This is a genomic window from Mycobacterium sp. 23, assembly GCF_048287075.1.
GTDB lineage: Bacteria > Actinomycetota > Actinomycetes > Mycobacteriales > Mycobacteriaceae > Mycobacterium > Mycobacterium gordonae_B.
The window spans coordinates 1,531,580-1,549,254 of record NZ_JBLVUX010000005.1 but is presented as its reverse complement, the minus strand read 5'-3'; the positions used below and the strand labels follow the sequence as shown (position 1 = coordinate 1,549,254).

General features: G+C 67.3%; 17 protein-coding genes. 14 read left to right on the top strand and 3 right to left on the bottom strand.

Annotated features, from left to right (window positions below):
- The first annotated feature begins 14 nt into the window (after positions 1–14).
- From rpsO to ACNQS7_RS08150, 5 genes are all read left to right on the top strand, one after another.
- Positions 15–284 (top strand): 30S ribosomal protein S15, encoded by a 270-nt coding sequence (rpsO, locus tag ACNQS7_RS08170; RefSeq protein ID WP_055580898.1) that lies wholly within the window; start codon positions 15–17, stop codon positions 282–284.
- A gap of 23 nt (positions 285–307) precedes the next feature.
- The gene (gene lppU / locus ACNQS7_RS08165; protein ID WP_418015930.1) at positions 308–820 is read left to right on the top strand and encodes an LppU family putative lipoprotein; all 513 of its coding nucleotides are present in this window, start codon (positions 308–310) and stop codon (positions 818–820) included.
- A gap of 323 nt (positions 821–1,143) precedes the next feature.
- Complete coding sequence (locus tag ACNQS7_RS08160; protein ID WP_418012167.1) at positions 1,144–3,393, top strand: polyribonucleotide nucleotidyltransferase; 2,250 nt, start codon at positions 1,144–1,146, stop codon at positions 3,391–3,393.
- A complete protein-coding gene (locus ACNQS7_RS08155; protein WP_418012166.1) occupies positions 3,371–4,702 on the top strand; it encodes a M16 family metallopeptidase in 1,332 nt (443 codons plus the stop codon). The genes ACNQS7_RS08160 and ACNQS7_RS08155 overlap by 23 nt, the downstream gene beginning before the upstream one ends.
- A 4-nt stretch (positions 4,703–4,706) precedes the next feature.
- On the top strand, positions 4,707–5,735 hold the full coding sequence (locus ACNQS7_RS08150; RefSeq protein ID WP_418012165.1) for a nitronate monooxygenase: 1,029 nt from the start codon (positions 4,707–4,709) through the stop codon (positions 5,733–5,735).
- Between the two features lie 8 nt (positions 5,736–5,743).
- Here ACNQS7_RS08150 and ald read toward each other — a convergent pair whose 3' ends face one another.
- Positions 5,744–6,859 carry an alanine dehydrogenase gene (ald, locus tag ACNQS7_RS08145; protein WP_418012164.1) on the bottom strand — a complete coding sequence of 372 codons (1,116 nt, stop codon included), beginning with the start codon at positions 6,857–6,859 and terminating at the stop codon, positions 5,744–5,746.
- Positions 6,860–6,965: 106 nt separating this feature from the next.
- On the opposite strand from ald, the gene ACNQS7_RS08140 reads away from it, so the two are divergent.
- The 4 genes from ACNQS7_RS08140 to ACNQS7_RS08125 all read left to right on the top strand — a co-directional run bounded on the left by ACNQS7_RS08140 (position 6,966) and on the right by ACNQS7_RS08125 (position 11,234).
- The gene (locus ACNQS7_RS08140) at positions 6,966–7,427 is read left to right on the top strand and encodes an SRPBCC family protein (RefSeq protein WP_418012163.1); all 462 of its coding nucleotides are present in this window, start codon (positions 6,966–6,968) and stop codon (positions 7,425–7,427) included.
- Positions 7,428–7,491: 64 nt separating this feature from the next.
- Positions 7,492–8,409: a metal-dependent hydrolase gene (locus ACNQS7_RS08135; RefSeq protein WP_418012162.1), complete on the top strand. Its 918-nt coding sequence runs from the start codon at positions 7,492–7,494 to the stop codon at positions 8,407–8,409.
- 3 nt (positions 8,410–8,412) lie between these two features.
- Entirely contained in the window at positions 8,413–10,149 is a 1,737-nt protein-coding gene (locus ACNQS7_RS08130; protein ID WP_418012161.1) for an SDR family oxidoreductase, read from the top strand.
- 2 nt (positions 10,150–10,151) lie between these two features.
- Positions 10,152–11,234, top strand: coding sequence for a PDR/VanB family oxidoreductase (locus ACNQS7_RS08125; RefSeq protein WP_418012160.1), 1,083 nt, complete (start codon positions 10,152–10,154; stop codon positions 11,232–11,234).
- Here the strand turns inward: ACNQS7_RS08125 and ACNQS7_RS08120 are convergent.
- Together ACNQS7_RS08120 and ACNQS7_RS08115 are read right to left on the bottom strand one after the other, a co-directional pair.
- The gene (locus ACNQS7_RS08120; RefSeq protein ID WP_418012159.1) at positions 11,231–12,982 is read right to left on the bottom strand and encodes an alpha/beta fold hydrolase; all 1,752 of its coding nucleotides are present in this window, start codon (positions 12,980–12,982) and stop codon (positions 11,231–11,233) included. The genes ACNQS7_RS08125 and ACNQS7_RS08120 overlap by 4 nt on opposite strands.
- An 82-nt stretch (positions 12,983–13,064) precedes the next feature.
- Positions 13,065–14,426: an HNH endonuclease signature motif containing protein gene (locus tag ACNQS7_RS08115; protein WP_418012158.1), complete on the bottom strand. Its 1,362-nt coding sequence runs from the start codon at positions 14,424–14,426 to the stop codon at positions 13,065–13,067.
- A gap of 104 nt (positions 14,427–14,530) precedes the next feature.
- Between ACNQS7_RS08115 and ACNQS7_RS08110 the strand changes: the two genes are divergently transcribed.
- From ACNQS7_RS08110 to ACNQS7_RS08090, 5 genes are read left to right on the top strand one after another with little or no spacing between them, the layout of a single operon-like run.
- Positions 14,531–15,238, top strand: coding sequence for a UPF0158 family protein (locus tag ACNQS7_RS08110; RefSeq protein ID WP_418012157.1), 708 nt, complete (start codon positions 14,531–14,533; stop codon positions 15,236–15,238).
- Between the two features lie 31 nt (positions 15,239–15,269).
- On the top strand, positions 15,270–16,007 hold the full coding sequence (gene dapB / locus ACNQS7_RS08105) for a 4-hydroxy-tetrahydrodipicolinate reductase (protein WP_418012156.1): 738 nt from the start codon (positions 15,270–15,272) through the stop codon (positions 16,005–16,007).
- Complete coding sequence (locus ACNQS7_RS08100) at positions 16,004–16,459, top strand: hypothetical protein (protein ID WP_418012155.1); 456 nt, start codon at positions 16,004–16,006, stop codon at positions 16,457–16,459. The genes dapB and ACNQS7_RS08100 overlap by 4 nt, the downstream gene beginning before the upstream one ends.
- A complete protein-coding gene (locus ACNQS7_RS08095; RefSeq protein ID WP_418012154.1) occupies positions 16,456–16,908 on the top strand; it encodes a flavodoxin family protein in 453 nt (150 codons plus the stop codon). Before ACNQS7_RS08100 ends, ACNQS7_RS08095 begins: the two co-directional genes overlap by 4 nt.
- A 16-nt stretch (positions 16,909–16,924) precedes the next feature.
- Entirely contained in the window at positions 16,925–17,632 is a 708-nt protein-coding gene (locus ACNQS7_RS08090) for an ANTAR domain-containing protein (protein ID WP_418012153.1), read from the top strand.
- The last annotated feature ends 43 nt before the right edge of the window (positions 17,633–17,675 follow it).

The window sequence follows — 17,675 nt, the reverse complement described above, 5'->3', positions numbered from 1 at the left end:
ATGGAGATATTTTCGTGGCGCTTACTGCCGAGCAGAAAAAAGAGATTCTGAAGTCCTACGGTCTGCACGAGACCGACACCGGGTCGCCGGAGGCGCAGATCGCGATGCTGACCAAGCGCATCGCCGACCTCACCGAGCACCTGAAGGTCCATAAGCACGACCACCACTCCCGCCGCGGCCTGCTGCTGCTGGTCGGACGCCGCAAGCGGCTGGTCAAGTACCTGACCCAGGTCGACGTGGAGCGCTACCGTTCGCTGATCGAGCGGCTGGGTCTGCGCCGCTGACCCGTGGCGCGTCAGGCGCCGTCATAGCGGCCGCCGTCGCGGCCGGCATCATCGGCGCAGTGACCGGGTGTTCGGCGGGGAAAAGTGGCTCCGACCTCAGCGAATTCACAGTGGGGGACTGTCTCAAGCTTGGTGGCACGGCCGCCCAGCCGGAGGCCGTCAAGGCGTCGTGCGCAAGCCCGGAGTCCAACTTCAAGGTCGTCGCCGTCGTGAAGGACCGGGCCCAGTGCCCGTCTGACGTCGATTCGTCGTACTCGACGCACAATGCGATCAGCGGCTCGGACAACACCGTGTGCCTGGACGTCGACTGGGTGATCGGTGGCTGCATGAGTGTGGATCCGCACCACATCGCCGATCCGTACCGTGTCGACTGCAACGACGCGTCGGTGCCCAACCGTCAGCGGGCCACCCAGATCCTCAAAGACCTCGACCCACCGGTCTCGGTGGATCAGTGCGCGAGCGGTCTGGGCTACGCCTACGCCCAGCGGCGGTTCGCCGTGTGCGTCGAGGACGTCAGCAGGGCACCCCGGAACTAGAGGTCGGGCGTGCGGGGCACCGGGTTTGATCATTACCGGGAGTTAGCCGGTGTAGAGTGAGGACGTTCTGGGCCGGTTCCGGCCCGAGCACCTTGGTGCGGTTCGCGCACTTCCGCGCGCATCGTTCCAGCGAGTCGCCATGCGAGTCACGGGAAGCAGCTCTGTATCGGGCGGTCTTCGGTAGTGGCTGCCGGGCTCCCAGGATCTGGGGCAGGTCGGCAGCTTCGATCGATGGCCGTAGCCGTATTCAGACACTGCTCCCTGGTTTGCTCGCGCATGCACCCGCGAAACAGCTGAATAACCAGAGAGGCCGCACTGACGTTATGTCTGCGACTGAAATCGAAGAAGGCGTCTTCGAGTCAACCGCCACCATCGACAACGGGAGCTTCGGCACCCGCACCATCCGGTTCGAGACCGGACGCCTCGCATTGCAGGCCGCCGGCTCGGTGGTCGCCTACCTAGACGAAGAGAACATGCTGCTGTCGGCGACCACCGCCAGCAAGAGCCCGAAGGAGCATTTCGACTTCTTCCCGCTGACCATCGATGTCGAAGAGCGGATGTACGCCGCGGGACGCATCCCGGGATCGTTCTTCCGTCGCGAGGGCCGGCCCTCCACCGACGCGATTCTGACCTGCCGGCTGATCGACCGGCCGCTGCGCCCGTCCTTCGTCGACGGCCTGCGCAATGAGATCCAGGTCGTCGTGACGGTCCTGAGCCTGGACCCCAACGACCTGTACGACGTCGTGGCGATCAACGCCGCGTCGGCGTCCACCCAGATCTCCGGCCTGCCGTTCTCCGGGCCGGTCGGCGCCGTCCGGGTGGCGCTGATCGACGGCACCTGGGTCGCGTTCCCCACCGTCGAGCAGCTCGAGCGGGCCGTGTTCGACATGGTGGTGGCCGGCCGCAAGGTCGACGGTGACGTCGCGATCATGATGGTCGAGGCCGAGGCCACCGACAAGGTCATCGAGCTCGTCGAGGGCGGCGCCCAGGCGCCGACCGAGACCGTCGTCGCCGAGGGCCTGGAGGCGGCAAAGCCGTTCATCGCCGCGCTGTGCACCGCGCAGCAGGAGCTGGCCGACGCGGCCGCGAAAGACACGCGCGAGTACCCGACGTTCCCCGATTACGAGGACGACGTCTATTACTCGGTGGCGTCGGTGGCCACCGACGAGCTGACCGAGGCGCTGTCCATCGGCGGCAAGGCCGAGCGCGACAAGCGGACCGACGAGATCAAGACCCAGGTCGTCGAGCGGCTGGCCGGCACCTACGAGGGCCGCGAGAAGGAGATCGGCGCCGCGTTCCGCTCGCTGACCAAGAAGCTGGTGCGCCAGCGCATCCTCACCGACCACTTCCGCATCGACGGCCGTGGCACCACCGACATCCGCGCGTTGTCGGCCGAGGTTTCCGTGGTGCCGCGGGCGCACGGCAGCGCGCTGTTCGAGCGCGGCGAGACCCAGATTCTGGGTGTGACCACCCTGGACATGGTCAAGATGGCCCAGCAGATCGACTCGCTCGGACCCGAGACGTCCAAGCGCTACATGCACCACTACAACTTCCCGCCGTTCTCCACCGGCGAGACCGGCCGGGTCGGCTCGCCCAAGCGGCGTGAGATCGGGCACGGCGCCCTGGCCGAGCGCGCCCTGATTCCGGTGCTGCCCAGCGTCGAGGAGTTCCCGTACGCGATCCGGCAGGTGTCGGAAGCTCTGGGCTCCAACGGTTCGACGTCGATGGGCTCGGTGTGCGCGTCGACGCTGGCGCTGCTCAACGCCGGGGTGCCGCTCAAGGCTCCGGTGGCGGGTATTGCGATGGGCCTGGTCTCCGACGATGTAGACGGCGAAACCCGCTACGTCACCCTGACCGACATCCTCGGCGCCGAGGACGCGTTCGGCGACATGGACTTCAAGTGCGCCGGCACCAAGGACATCGTCACCGCCCTGCAGCTCGACACCAAGCTCGACGGTATTCCTTCGAAGGTGCTGGCCGCCGCTCTCGCGCAGGCCAAAGACGCCCGGCTGACCATTCTCGAGGTGATGGCCGAGGCCATCGACCGGCCCGACGAGATGAGCCCGTACGCCCCCCGGGTCACCACCATCAAGGTGCCGGTGGACAAGATCGGCGAGGTCATCGGGCCCAAGGGCAAGGTCATCAACGCGATCACCGAGGAAACCGGCGCGCAGATCTCCATCGAGGACGACGGCACCGTGTTCGTCGGCGCCACCGACGGTCCGTCCGCGCAGGCCGCGATCGACCGCATCAACGCGATCGCGAACCCGCAGCTGCCGACGGTCGGGGAGCGGTTCCTCGGAACCGTGGTCAAGACAACCGATTTCGGTGCGTTCGTGTCACTGCTGCCCGGCCGGGACGGCCTGGTCCACATCTCCAAGCTGGGCAAGGGCAAGCGCATCGCGAAGGTCGAGGACGTGGTCAACGTCGGCGACAAGCTGCGCGTGGAGATCGCCGACATCGACAAGCGGGGCAAGATCTCGTTGGTCCTGACGGACGACGACAGCTCGGGTGCCGCCCCCGCCGACCCCGGAGCAGCGCCAGCAGCCGATGCCGCGACGGTCAGCAGCTGACACCGGGGGCGCCCTGGCCCCGTATAAGGAGGGCGTGCGTCGCACCACGCTGCCCGGTGGTCTGCGGGTCGTCACTGAGTACCTGCCCGCGGTGCGTTCGGCATCCGTCGGTGTCTGGGTCGGGGTGGGATCCCGCGACGAGGGCACCACGGTGGCCGGTGCGGCGCACTTCCTCGAGCATCTGCTGTTCAAGTCGACCCCGACTCGAACGGCGGTAGACATCGCGCAGGCGATGGACGCCGTCGGCGGTGAGCTCAACGCCTTCACCTCCAAGGAACACACCTGCTACTACGCGCATGTGCTGGACACCGATCTGGCGCTGGCCCTGGATCTGGTCGCCGATGTGGTGCTCAATGGCCGGTGCGCCGTCGACGACGTCGAACTGGAACGCGACGTGGTCCTCGAGGAGATCGCGATGCGCGACGACGACCCCGAGGATGCGCTGGCCGACATGTTCATGACGGCGATGTTCGGCGACCACCCGGTGGGACGCCCGGTGATCGGCAGCGTGCAATCGGTTTCGGCGATGTCGCGGGCCCAGCTGCACTCGTTCCATCTGCGCCGGTACACGCCGGAGCGGATGGTCGTGGCGGTGGCCGGCAACGTCGACCACGACGAGGTGGTCGGGTTGACGCGCGAGCACTTCGCGGCCCGCCTGGTTCGCGGGCGTCGCCCGGTGGCGCCGCGCAAGGGTGCCGGCCGGGTGGCCGGCGACCCGGGTCTGGTGCTGGTCAATCGAGATGCCGAGCAGACGCATGTGTCGCTGGGCGTGCGCACACCGGGGCGCGGCTGGGAGCACCGCTGGGCGATGTCGGTGCTGCACACGGCGCTGGGCGGCGGGCTGAGCTCACGGTTGTTCCAGGAGATCCGCGAGGCACGGGGCTTGGCGTACTCGGTTTACTCCTCGCTGGACATCTTCGCCGACAGCGGCGCGATGTCGGTATACGCGGCGTGCCTGCCCGAACGCTTTGCCGACGTCATGAAGATCACCACCGCGGTGCTGGAGTCGGTGGCCCGCGACGGCATCACCGAGGACGAATGCCGGATCGCCAAGGGGTCGCTGCGTGGCGGGCTGGTGCTGGGCCTGGAGGATTCCGGCTCCCGGATGAGCAGGATCGGGCGCAGCGAACTGAACTACGGCACCCACCGCACCATCGAGCACACCCTGCGTCAGATCGAGCGGGTCACCCTCGACGAGGTCAACGCGGTGGCCCGGCGCCTGCTGAACAAGCGCTACGGCGCCGCCGTCCTTGGCCCGTACAGCGCGAAACGATCGCTGCCCCAACAACTTCGAGCGATGGTAAGTTAACCCGATGGTTTTGGGTTTCTGGGACATTGCCGCGCCCATCGTGGGTGCGCCGATGGCCGGCGGCCCGGGCACGCCGGCGCTGGCCGCGGCAGTGTCCAACGCCGGCGGACTGGGCATGGTTGCCGGCGGCTACCTGAGCGCCGAGCAGTTTGCCGACGACATCGCCAAAGCGCGCGCCGCCACCACCGGACCGATCGGGGTCAACCTCTTCGTGCCCCAGCCCAGCGTCGCCGACTGGGTGCAGCTGGAGTACTACGCGGAGGACCTCGAAGAGGTCGCCGACCACTACCGCGTCGAAGTGGGTCACCCGGTGCACGGCGACGACGACGATTGGCGACGCAAGCTCGAGGTCGTCGCCGATGTGCGGCCGGAGATGGTGTCCTTCACCTTCGGTGCTCCGCCGCCGGATGTGATCAGGATGCTGAGCGCGCAGGGGCTGCTGGTGTCGGTCACGGTGACGTCGGCCTATGAGGCCGGGATCGCCATCGCGGCGGGGGCGGACAACCTGGTGGTACAGGGACCCGCCGCCGGTGGGCACCGGGGGACGTTCGCACCGGACATGGAGCCCGGCTCGGAGTCGCTGCACCAGTTGCTGGACCGGATCGGCAGCGCGCACGATGTGCCGCTGATCGCGGCCGGCGGGTTGGGCACCGTCGAACAGATCGCGGCGGTGCTGCGCCGGGGAGCGGTGGCAGCGCAGGTGGGTACCGCGCTGTTGCTTTCCGACGAGGCCGGCACGCACTCGGCTTACCGGGTCGCGTTGAAGAACCCGGAGTTCGACTCGACCGTCGTCACCCGGGCGTTCTCCGGCCGCTACGCGCGTGGCCTGGCCAACAACTTCACCCGCCTGCTCGATCACGTTGCGCCCCTTGGGTATCCGGAAGTCAACCAGATGACCAAGCCGATCCGGGCGGCCGCGATCGAGATGGAGGACCCGCACGGCACGAACCTGTGGGCGGGCGAGGCCTACCGGGAAGCCCGCGGCGGGCCGGCGGCCGACATCGTCACCGCCCTGGCGCCGTATATCCGCTGACCTGTTCGCTAACCCGCCAGCACGCCGGCCGGATCGGTGAACGGCAGGCCGAGGTCCTCGGCCACGTGGTCGGCCAGCAGCGCGCCGGCGTGTGTCGAAAGACCTTTGGCGAGAGCCGGATCCGAACGGCACGCCGCCCGCCAGCCCCGATCGGCCAACTTGCGCACATACGGCATGGTGGCGATGGTCAGCGCGTAGGTCGAGGTCTTGGGTACCGCGCTCGGCATATTGGCCACACAGTAGAACAGGGTGTCGTGCACCGCGAACGTCGGTTCGTCGTGGGTGGTCGGCCGGGAGTCCTCGAAGCAGCCGCCCTGGTCGATGGAGATGTCCACCAGCACTGCCCCTGGCTTCATCCGTGCCACAAGAGAATTCGGAATGAGGCTGGGTGCCTTCGCGCCCGGGACGAGCACCGCGCCGATGACCAGGTCGGCCCGCAAAACGGCGCCCTCCAACTCGTAGGCCGACGAGTAGCGGGTGCCGATGCGGCCGGCGAACTCCGCGTCCAGCAGTCGGAGCTTGTTGAGGTTGACGTCCAGCACCATGACGGAGGCGCCCATGCCGCTGGCGATGCGGGCGGCGTTGTAGCCGGCGGTGCCGCCGCCGATCACCACGACGTCGGCGGGTTTGACGCCGGGCACCCCACCCATCAGTGCGCCGCGTCCGCCCTGGGTCCGCATCAGGTGATAGGCGCCGACCTGGGCGGAGAGGCGGCCGGCCACCTCACTCATCGGAGCCAGCAGCGGCAGGCCGCCGTCGGCGGTCTGGACCGTCTCGTAGGCGATCGACGTGGCCCCGGAGGCGAGCAGCGCGTCGGTGCACGATCGCGAGGCGGCCAGGTGCAGATAGGTGAACAGGGTCTGCCCGGACCGCAGGTAGCCGTACTCGGCGGGCATCGGTTCCTTGACCTTGAGCACCAACTCGGCGGCCCACGCCTGTGCGGCGGTGTCGGCGAGCGCGGCACCGGCCGCCTTGAACTCGGCATCGGTGATCGCCGAACCCTCGCCGGCGCCGGCCTGCACCAGCACTTCATGACCGTGCTGAGCCAGGTCGGCGACTCCGGCCGGGGTGATGGCCACCCGGAATTCGTTGTTCTTGGTCTCGGTCGGAATGCCGATGCGCATGACCTCTAGTGTGTAGAAACTTCGGCACGCCCGCACGTCCCATGCGATCTTCCAAGCCAACTCAAACGTCGCGATTGATCGGGTGGCGGCTGGCTATGATCGGCCCATGAGTGAGCCATCCGCGACCGCCACAGTCCAGATCGACGCCAGCCCCGAGGCGGTGTATGGCCTGATCACCGACCTGCCCACGCTGGCAGCGCTGGCCGAAGAGGCGGTGTCGATGGAGTTGCGCAAGGGCGACGCGGTGGCCAAGGGCGCGGTGTTCGTCGGCCGCAACGAGAACGGCGGCAAACGTTGGACCACGAAATGCACGGTCACCGACGCCGAGCCGGGCCGGGTCTTCGCCTTCGACGTGCGCTCGGCGGCACTTCCGATCGCCCGCTGGCAGTACGACATCGCCGCGGCCGACGGCGGTTGCCGGGTCACCGAGAGCACCTGGGATCGCCGGCCCGGTTGGCTGCGCAAAGTAGCCGGCAGGATCACCGGGGTCGCCGACCGGAAGGCCCAAAACACCAAAAACATCGAACTGACGTTGGGGCGCCTCAAGCAGCGCGCCGAGAAAAGGTAGTACCGCGGGTATCGCATACTTGGGGTGTTTCAGTACACTTGCCACTCGAGGCAAGGGGGCCGTGATGAGCACAGTTGACGATCGGGCGGTGGGACCGCATTCCAGACAGTCGGACGCCACCGACCACGAACGTCTGGTTCTCGAAGCGCGCAACGTCGCGTTCGACTGGGCGGACCTGCCTTTTCACTACGTGCCCGGCCAGCCGATGGCCACCCACGTCCTCAACGTCCTGCACCTGCTGTTGCCCGCGGGTGAGGAGTTCTTCGTCGACGTGTTCAAGAAGACGCTGCCGCTGATCAAGGACGATCAACTGCGCCTCGACGTGCAGGGATTCATCGGCCAGGAGGCGATGCACTCCCAGGCGCACTCCGGAGTGCTGGCCCACTTCGACGCCCAAGGCATCGATCTGACGCCGTTCACCGACCAGGTGCGGTGGCTGTTCGGGAAACTGCTAGGGGAGAGGCCACAGCGCAGCGTGCGTCGGCAGCACAGCTGGTTGCTGGAGCAGGTTGCGTTCATCTCCGCGATCGAGCACTACACCGCCGTGCTGGGCGAGTGGATCCTGGACTCGCCGGCGCTGGACGCGGTCGGCACGCACCCGGTGATGCTGGACATGCTGCGCTGGCACGGAGCCGAAGAGGTGGAGCACAAGGCCGTCGCCTTCGACACCATGCGGCACCTGCGGGCCGGATACTGGCGGCAGGTCCGGGCACAGCTGGCGGTGACGCCGGTGCTCACGCTGTTGTGGATTCGCGGGGTGCGGTTCATGTTCTCGGTGGACCCGTGCGTGCCGCCCGGCACCAAGGCGCGCTGGCGCGACTTCCTGCGGGCCGCACGCCGCGGCCTGGTGCCGGGGCCGCTGCGGTTGATCGGGGTGGTCGGTTCCTATTATCGGCCGGGTTTCCACCCGTCCGAGCTGGGTGGACTGGAGCGGGCCGTCGACTACCTCGCGGTGTCGCCCGCCGCTCGGGCTTCGCACTGAAACATGTTTGCTGTCAACGCATCTGACGGTGTCACGCTGGCCGTACACCGCTACACCGACATCGACCCGGCGCGCCCGACCGTGCTGGCCATCCACGGCTACCCGGACAACCACCACGTCTGGGACGGGGTGGCCGAACTGCTCGCGAACCGCTACAACGTCGTCGCCTATGACGTGCGTGGTGCGGGTGAATCATCCTCTCCGGCAGACAGATCCGGCTACCTTCTGGAGCAGTTGGTCGACGACGTCGGCGCCGTGATCGACAGCCTGGGCGTCGAGCAGGTACATCTGCTGGCCCATGACTGGGGCTCTGTTCAGGCGTGGTCGGCGGTCACCGACGCAACGGCGATGGCCAGAATCGCGTCCTTCACCTCGATTTCGGGCCCCCACGTACGGCACATCGGTCAGTTCGTGCGCTCGGCGCGCACTCCGCGGGAGCTCAGTCACGTGGTCCGGCAGGCGAGTTCGTCGTTGTATGTCGGGTTCTTCCTGAGTCCCGCGGTGCCGGAGCTGTTCTTCCGGTCCCGGCTCGGGGTGAAAGTCGTCGAAGGGCTGGAACGGTTCGGCCGGTCGAGCACGCTGAGCCGCCGTACCAAGTCGCCGCGCGCCATCGACGACTACGTGAATGGTTTGAACCTGTATCGCGAAAACCTGCCCGCACCACTGGTTTCACCGGGTGTCGAGGTCCCGCAGACCACGGTTCCGGTGCAGGTGCTGATTCCCGGCAAGGACCTCTTCATCACGCCGGCCCTGCAGCGGTATGTCGGCGCGATTCCGCCGACGGGCAGAGTCGTCCCGATTCAGGGTGGGCACTGGGTGGTGACGTCGAGGCCGGACGTAATCGCGCGCCTGACCGGCGAGTGGATCGACCAGGTCGTCGGTGGCTTGCCGGAATCCGAGCTGCGTAGGGGTCCGCGCGAGGTGGGCGGCAAGCTGGCGCTGGTCACCGGGGCGGGTTCCGGCATCGGTCGCGCGACCGCGGTGGAATTGGCCCGCAACGGCGCGGCCAAGGTCGTGATCGTCGACCGCGACCCGGGCGCTGCCGATGAGACGGCCGATGCCGTTCGTGCGGCCGGTGCACAGGCGGCCGTGTATCGGGCCGACGTCACCGACGAGGACATGATGAATGACCTTGCCGCGCAAGTGTATAAGGAGCACGGCGTGGTGGACATCCTGGTGAACAACGCCGGCATCGGGATGGCCGGCCGGTTCCTGGAGACGTCGCCGCGGCACTGGGACGACATCATGGCGGTGAACGTCCGCGGCGTCATCACCGGAAGCCGGGCCTTCGGCGCCCAGATGGTGACGCGCGGTGAGGGCGGGACAATCATCAACCTGTCGTCGGCTGCGGCGTTCCTGCCGTCGAAGTCGATGGTGGCGTACAGCACGACGAAAGCAGCGGTGCTGGGATTCAGCGAGGCGCTACGCGCCGACCTTGCCGACGAGGGCATCACCGTCACCGCCGTGTGCCCGGGTTTCGTCAACACCAATATCGCCAGGAACACCGTCTACGCCGGCATGTCGGCGCAGCAGCAGGAGCAGGCCCGGGCCAAGGCGGACGCCGCCTACCGGCGGCGCAACTACACCCCGGAGGCCACCGCGAAGGCGATCGTCAAAGCCGTCCGGACCGGACCCGCGGTGCTGCCCGTCGCCCCGGAGTCCAGGCTCGGGTATGCGATGCGGCGCATCAGCCCGTCGGCCATCCGATTGCTGGCCCGTCTGGACATCCGGCAGCAGTAGGAATGACTGTGCCGGACAGCATTTGGACGAGTAGGCCCGCCGACCTCTATGGCCGTCGTGACCACGACCGCTTCTTCACGGTGTTGTGGGGGATACGCACCGTGATGGGCGGGCTGTCCGCGGCGTCGCGGTGGAAGCCGTCGCGGGTGACGCCGGTGCCGCGCACGCACCGCGCCAGGGTCATCGAACGGGCGCTGGTCGCTCCTGATGTGGTCGCCTTGACGCTGGCCGACCCGGACGGCGGGTTGCTGCCGTCCTGGACGCCGGGCGGGCACATCGACGTGCAGCTGCCCTCGGGGCGCCGGCGGCAGTACTCGCTGTGCGGACCGCCGGGGCGCCGGACCGACTACCGCATCGCGGTGCGCCGCATCGCCGACGGGGGCGGCGGGTCGATCGAGATGCACGACGCCTTCAATGTCGGCGACACACTGTTGTTCGAAGGACCCCGCAACGCGTTCTATCTCGGAACGTCGGAGCGTGACGTGTTGTTCGTGATCGGCGGCATCGGAGTGACGCCCATCCTGCCGATGATGCGCGTCGCGGCTCAGCGCGGCGTTGATTGGCGAGCGGTGTACGCCGGTCGCAGCCGGGAATACATGCCGCTGCTGGACGAAGTGCTTGCGGTGGGGCCCGAGCGGGTCACCGTGTGGGCCGACGACGAACGCGGCGGGATCGCCTCGGTGGGTGACCTGTTGGCCGGCGCCGGTCCGAGCACCGCGGTGTATGTGTGCGGGCCGGCCGCGATGCTGGAGGCGGTGCGGGTGGCCCGTGATCAGCACGCCAACGCGCCCTTGCATTACGAGCGGTTCAGCCCGCCCCCGATCGTCGATGGAGTTCCCTTCGAGCTGGAGTTGGCGCGTTCGCGTCAGGTGCTCAGTGTGCCGGGCAATCGCTCGGCGCTCGAGGTCATGCTCGACCGCGAGCCGACGACGGCCTACTCCTGCCAGCAGGGTTTCTGCGGCACCTGCAAGGTCAAAGTGCTTGCCGGACAAGTGGACCGGCGCGGCCGCACCGCCGAAGGTGACGACGAGATGCTGATCTGCGTTTCCCGCTCCGCCGGCGGCCGGTTGGTGATCGACCGCTAGAACACACCTTTCTCGACCAGCACATCGGCGTAGGTGGTCAGGTCGGCGGCGAACAACTCGGGCTGCTCGAAGGCGGCGAAATGGCCGCCGCGGTCGTGAACGGCGTGATGAACCAGGTTGTATCGCGCTGCGGCCCACGCGCGCGGCGTCTGCAGCATCTCGCCCGGATAGACGGCGTAACCGGTCGGGACGTCGACGCGGCCGGTCCAGTCGCTGAGTGGGCCGGTACCCGCCCGCGAGGATTCGCAATACAGGCGCGCCGCCGAGGTGGCGGTGCCGGTGAGCCAGTAGAACATCAGGTTGTCGATCAGCCGATCGATGCTGATCGGCATGCCTTCCCTGATGTCGCACCAGGCGTGAAACTTCTCGAGTATCCAGCCGGCCAGGCCCAGCGGTGAGTCGTCCAGGCCGAAGCCCAGCGAATGTGGCCGTGTGGACTGGATTTCCATGTACCCGGTGCCGTCTTTGATTCGTTCCACCCCGGCCGCCATTGCCGCCCACTCGGATTCGCTGACATCAGCCAGCAATTGCGCGTCGTTCTGGTCCGGCGGGGCGAACAGCATGTTGGTGTGGATCGCGACGGCATGCTGCGGATAGTGCTCACCGAGATGGCGGGTGACCAGGGCGCCCCAGTCCCCGCCCTGCGCGAGGAAGCGGTCGTATCCCAGTTGGGCCATCAGGTCGGCGACGGCCGCGGCGACTTTCGCGACGTCGACCCCGCGCTCTTTTGTGGGACCGGAGAAGCCGTAACCCGGCATCGACACCAGGACCACATGAAACCGATTCCGCAGCAACGGAAGTACATCGAGGAACTCCACCACCGAACCCGGCCAACCGTGCGTGATGACAAGTGGAATGGCGTTGTTGTGCTCTGAACGGGCATGCAGGAAGTGCACCCGCTGCCCGGCCGCCTCGGTGACGAACGAACCGGCGGCGTTGACTTCGGCTTCGGTCGCGCGCCAGTCATAGCGGTGGAGCCAGTGATCGATGACGTTTCTGAGAAACGCTTGTTCGGTACCGTATGCCCATTCGGCTCCCGCGATCTCGGCGGGCCAGCGGGCCGTGCTGAGACGGTGGCGCAGATCGTCGAGTTGGGCCTGGGGTATTTCGATCGGGTAGGGCTTGACCGGCGAGGTTGCCACCGGCTGTGGCGCCGGCGTGATCAGTGAAGCCACGGCGGGAATGCTCGCCGGTGCCTCAGCCGGTGCCGCCGCCTGTTCGGGCGGCTCTTCGGCAGCCGAGCGGTAGAGGCGGTAACCCACGTGGGGCACAGTCACACCAGGCAGCGGCTTCCACACGTAGGTGCGCTCGTCGAGTTTGAAGCCGTGCTTCTCGTAGAAGTTGCGAGCTTTTTCGTTCTTGTCGGCGGCCCACAGGATTATGTCGTTGTCCGGGTAGGTGCGTAGCACCTTGTTCAGCAGCATGCCGCCGATGCCGTGCCGTTGGTTGTCGTCGAGAATGTAGAGCGCGTCGATCTGAATGTGTTTGGGGTTGGACAGGTCCGGCCCGAACAGCGCCATCCCCAGCAGCTGACCCCGTGCCTCGGCCATCAGCATCTGCCAGCCGCCCCGCTTGAGCGTCGTCGGGTAAAACGTGTCGACCCACGTTTTCGGCGTGCTGATCATGTCCAGGACATGGGCGGCCACGATTCCTTGCCAGGACCGCCGCCACACCGGATAGTGCATCGCCGCGACCCTGGCGTAATCCTTCGGCTTGGCCTCGCGGATCCGGATTTCGCTGGATCTCACGCGCGCACCTCTGCTTTCTCGCACCGGCTTCTCGACCATCCCAGCCTAGAGAGGCGCCGGTGTGCCACGTCTCGCCGCATCCCTACGGCCCGGCCCGTTCGTCGTCGTTGTCGTCGAGGAGGCGTTCGGGGTGGTGGTAGTCGTTGGTGCGGGGTCCGCCGCGGTCGAAGCGTTCCGGTGGAAACCACGCGGTGCGGTGGTTGGGGAGTTTGGTTGTGGCCCAGCCATTTCCGATCAGTTTGTGGTTGGGTGGGCACGCTAGGGTGAGGTTGGTGATGTCGGTGGCTCCGCCGGTGGACCACTCGTTGATGTGGTGGACTTCGCACTTGTCGGCGGGCACGTCGCAGCCGGGGCACGTGCAACCCCGTTCGGCGGCGAACAGGGCCAGCCGTTGGTCGGGGGAGGCGATGCGGCGGGCGCGCCCGAGGTAGAGGGGCCGGTTGGAGTGTCCGTCGAAAACGGCCAGATAGTGGACGGCGTGGGCAGCCATGGCGATCAGTTCCCGCATCGGGATCACGGTGCCGCTGGCGGTGACGCCATGGCCGGCGGCCGCGGTCAGTTCCTGCAGCGTGGTGGTGACGACGACGGTGACCGGCAGCCCGTGGTGCTGGCCGAGGGAGGGGTCGCCGAGTTGGCGGCGCAGCAGAAAGTTGAGGGCATCGTGTTGGCGTTGGCCATGGGTGCGGGTATCGGAGGCTACTGATTCGTCGGTGGCATCCGGTGACGGGTTATCGGGGATGCACGCACCGGGGGCGGCGAAGTGGGCCAGCCAGGCCTCGATTTGAGCGCGGAGTTCGGGGGTGGCGATCAGGGTGGCTTCGCTCATTCCGTCGGCGCGTTGAGGTTTGAAGGTGAAGCTGCGTTGGCGGGCGCGGTCGCGGTCGGAGAACTTGCCGTCGGGGTTGATCAGGACGGCGGCGCGTTTGGCGGCTTTGTCGAGCTGGTCGGGGCGTAGCCGGGAGGCGTGCTGGGCCAACAGGTGTTCAGCGTGCTCAACGACGGGGACCGGGGTGTCGGCGGGCAGGTCGCGCACGAAGGTCTGAATGACGCGCAGGTGCTGGGCATCGAGCATGCCCGCACGCCATTGCTCGGCTGTGGCGGGTAATTCGGGAGGCAGGTGTTCGCCGGTGAGGGTGGTGCGGGGAGCGAGCTGGGCGGCGTCGCGGATGCGGCGGCGCGCTTCGGCGTAGCTGATGCGGCACCAGTCGGCGATGACCTGGTGGGCGGGACCGCCGATGTCGGCGGGGTCCTCGCTGGCCAGGCTGTGGATGATGTCGTGGCTGATCACGGCTTGGCGGCGCGCGCCGGTTTCGAGGCGTTCGAGGGCGCGGGCGCGTATCACGGGATTCAGGGAGGGGTAGTGAAGTTCGCTGAGTGCGGCGACGGCGGCATCGAGTGCGTCGAAGGCGGCAACCACATCCGCCGGCGCCGTTATCGCACTCATGTTCGAATTCTATTGGCAGGGAGTGACGTTCGTCCGAGCCGACCAACGTACTTGTGGACAAAACTCCAACTTGGGATAACTCCGTCGCTCGCTACCGTTACCTCGTGGATCAGTGGGATAAGGGCGATGTCCAGGAGCTCCGCGGAGCCTGCTACCGGCGTGACGCAAACGGCATCGTCGAAGCGCTCCGCGGACGGCCGATCAACGACGTGCTGCAGATGGCCGGCGACGGATTACTCGTCGCGCTCGACCAGCACGCACCGGAAGCGGCCGAACTCGCCGCCGAATGCGAGACGGCACTTAGGACCCGGGACTGGCAAGGTGACGAAGAGTTGGCCGATCAACTCTCCGCAGCACTGGGCCACGGTCCGACGCCTATGCTTCGCCCGCTGAAAATTGACTTGGAAGAGGTGGCAGAACTGCTCGAAGGGGATCCCACGGAAGGTGGCGGTTGGATCGACCTCGACACCGGCGTGGGTTGGCCAGAATCAATCGACTTCGAAGAGGCCGGCCTCTGCGACGATGACCTCGACGACCCAGACCGTTGGCTGCAGGTGCCCGTCGAAGGATCCCACCACGGTTACCGCGACATGGAATTGTTCATCGCCACGATCGACGACCCCGCGATCGCCGACCGCCTGGACATCGCAATTTCGGGCAAAGGCGCGTTCCGGCGGTTCAAGGACGTGTTGTCGCGATGGCCGGACGAACTGCAGCGCTACTTTCGGTTTTCGGAGGAACGCAAACGCGGCCGTGCCCGCGCCTGGCTGGCTGCTCAAGGGCACCGGCCGGTCGGAGCGCCACGAGTCTGAGGGGAGTCGCCCGCCCAGTAGGCTTCGACCCATGCGGGTAGGCGTACTGGGAGCAAAAGGCAAAGTCGGGGCGACGATGGTGCGGGCGGTCGAGGCCGCCGACGATCTGACCCTCTCGGCACAAGTCGACCAGGGCGACGCGCTGAGCCTGTTGACCGACGGCGACACCGAGGCGGTCATCGACTTCACCCATCCCGACGTCGTGATGGACAATCTGAAGTTCTTGATCGACAACGGAATTCATGCCGTCGTGGGCACCACCGGATTCACCGGCGAGCGTATCGAACAGGTCGAGTCCTGGCTCGCCGACAAGCCCGGAACGTCCGTGCTGATCGCACCGAACTTCGCCATCGGCGCGGTGTTGTCCATGCATTTCGCCAAGCAGGCGGCGCCCTTCTTCGACTCGATCGAGGTCATCGAACTGCATCACCCGCACAAGGCCGACGCGCCGTCGGGCACCGCGACCCGCACCGCCAAGCTCATCGCCGAGGCTCGAAAAGGCCTGCCGCCCAACCCCGATGCCACCAGCACCAGCCTGCCCGGCGCACGCGGTGCCGACGTCGACGGCATCCCGGTGCACGCGGTGCGGTTGGCCGGCCTGGTCGCGCATCAGGAGGTGCTGTTCGGCACCGAAGGCGAGACCCTGACCATCCGCCACGACAGCCTCGACCGCACGTCCTTCGTGCCCGGCGTGCTGCTCGCGGTGCGCCGCGTAACGGAGCGGCCCGGACTGACCATTGGAATAGAGCCACTGCTCAACTTGCAATGACGAAGACCGTGCGCATCCAGCTGCTGATCGCCTTCCTCTGCGTGGCGATGCTGGTGTACTTCGTCCTGCTCGGCCGGATAGCCCTGGTGATGGTGGGTTCCGGGCGGCCGGCCGCCGTGGGCTTGGGGTTGGCGCTGCTGATCATGCCGTTCCTCGGACTCTGGGCGATGATCGCGACACTGCGCGCGGGATTCGCCCACCAGAAGCTGGCCCGACTCATCGCCGACGAGGGAATGGAACTCGACGTCAGTACCCTGCCGCGGCGGGCCTCCGGCCGCATCGAGCGCGATGCCGCCGACGCGTTGTTCCAGACCGTGCGTAGCGAACTGGAGCACGACCCGGAAAATTGGCGCCGCTGGTACCGGCTGGCGCGAGCTTACGACTATGCGGGAGATCGCCGTCGGGCCCGCGAAGCGATGAAGGCGGCGGTCCAGTTGGAGGCGCAACAGTGAGCAAGCTGTTGATCGTCCATCACACGCCGTCGCCGCACTGCCAGGAGATGTTCGAGGCGGTGCTGGCCGGGGCCACCGCACCTGAGATCGAGGGTGTGGAGGTGGTGCGGCGACCGGCTCTGACCGTCTCGCCGGTGGAGATGCTGGAGGCCGACGGGTATCTGCTCGGGACACCGGCGAACCTGGGCTACATCAGTGGTGCCCTCAAGCACGCCTTCGACGAGTCCTACTACCAGCTGCTCGACGCCGGCCGGGGAAGGCCGTTCGGCCTCTATATCCACGGCAATGAGGGCAGCGAGGGAGCGCAGCGGGCCGTGGACGGCATCACCGCCGGCCTGGGCTGGGAGAAAGCGGCGGATCACGTGGTGGTGTCAGGCAGGCCCTCGAAGGCCGACCTCGAGGCCTGCTGGAACCTCGGCGCGACAATCGCTGCGACGTTAATGGACTGAGGGACGGGAGAGCAGCATGGGCACACCGCCTTCTTCCGCGGATGACCTGGCGCATCTGCTCGGCACCCTGGCAGTGGAGCTAGAGGGGCAGAGTGACCCCGAGACAGTGTTGCAGGAGATCGTCCGCAGTTCTGTGCAGATCGTGCCGGGTGCACGTTGGGCGGGGATATCTCTGATCCAAGGGGATCGGGTTGAGTCACGGGTTCCCACCGATCGGGTCGTGGCGCTCTTGGATCAGCTGCAGTCCGAGCTGGATGAGGGGCCCTGTCTGAGCGCGATGCGGGAAGGGCACACGGTCAGGATCGACGACCTGGCCACCGACGGTCGGTGGCCATACTTCGCCGATGCAGCCATGCATTGCGGTGTGCGAAGCCTGCTGTCGTTCCGGCTCTTCGTCCACCGCGGGAGCCTGGGCGCCCTCAATCTCTATGGCGGCGAGGCCGACGTTTTCGACGACGAATCCGTCCTCGTCGGAGAGGTGCTGGCCCAACACGCGTCGGTCGCGCTCGCCCGGCTGAATGCCGAAGCTCGGTTCCAGCAGGCGTTGGACAGCCGGGACATCATCGGGCAGGCCAAAGGTTTGTTGATGCAGCGCAACGGTGTCGACGGGCTGCACGCGTTCCGGATGCTGCTGAAGGTGTCGCAGGAAACCCATACGAAGTTGGTCGACGTCGCGCGGCAGCTGGTGAGCCTGCACGAGTCGGGGCTCTCGCAGGCCGGGTAGGACGAGGAACTCGAGTGCCGGCGTGGCCGTGTGCGGGGCTGAC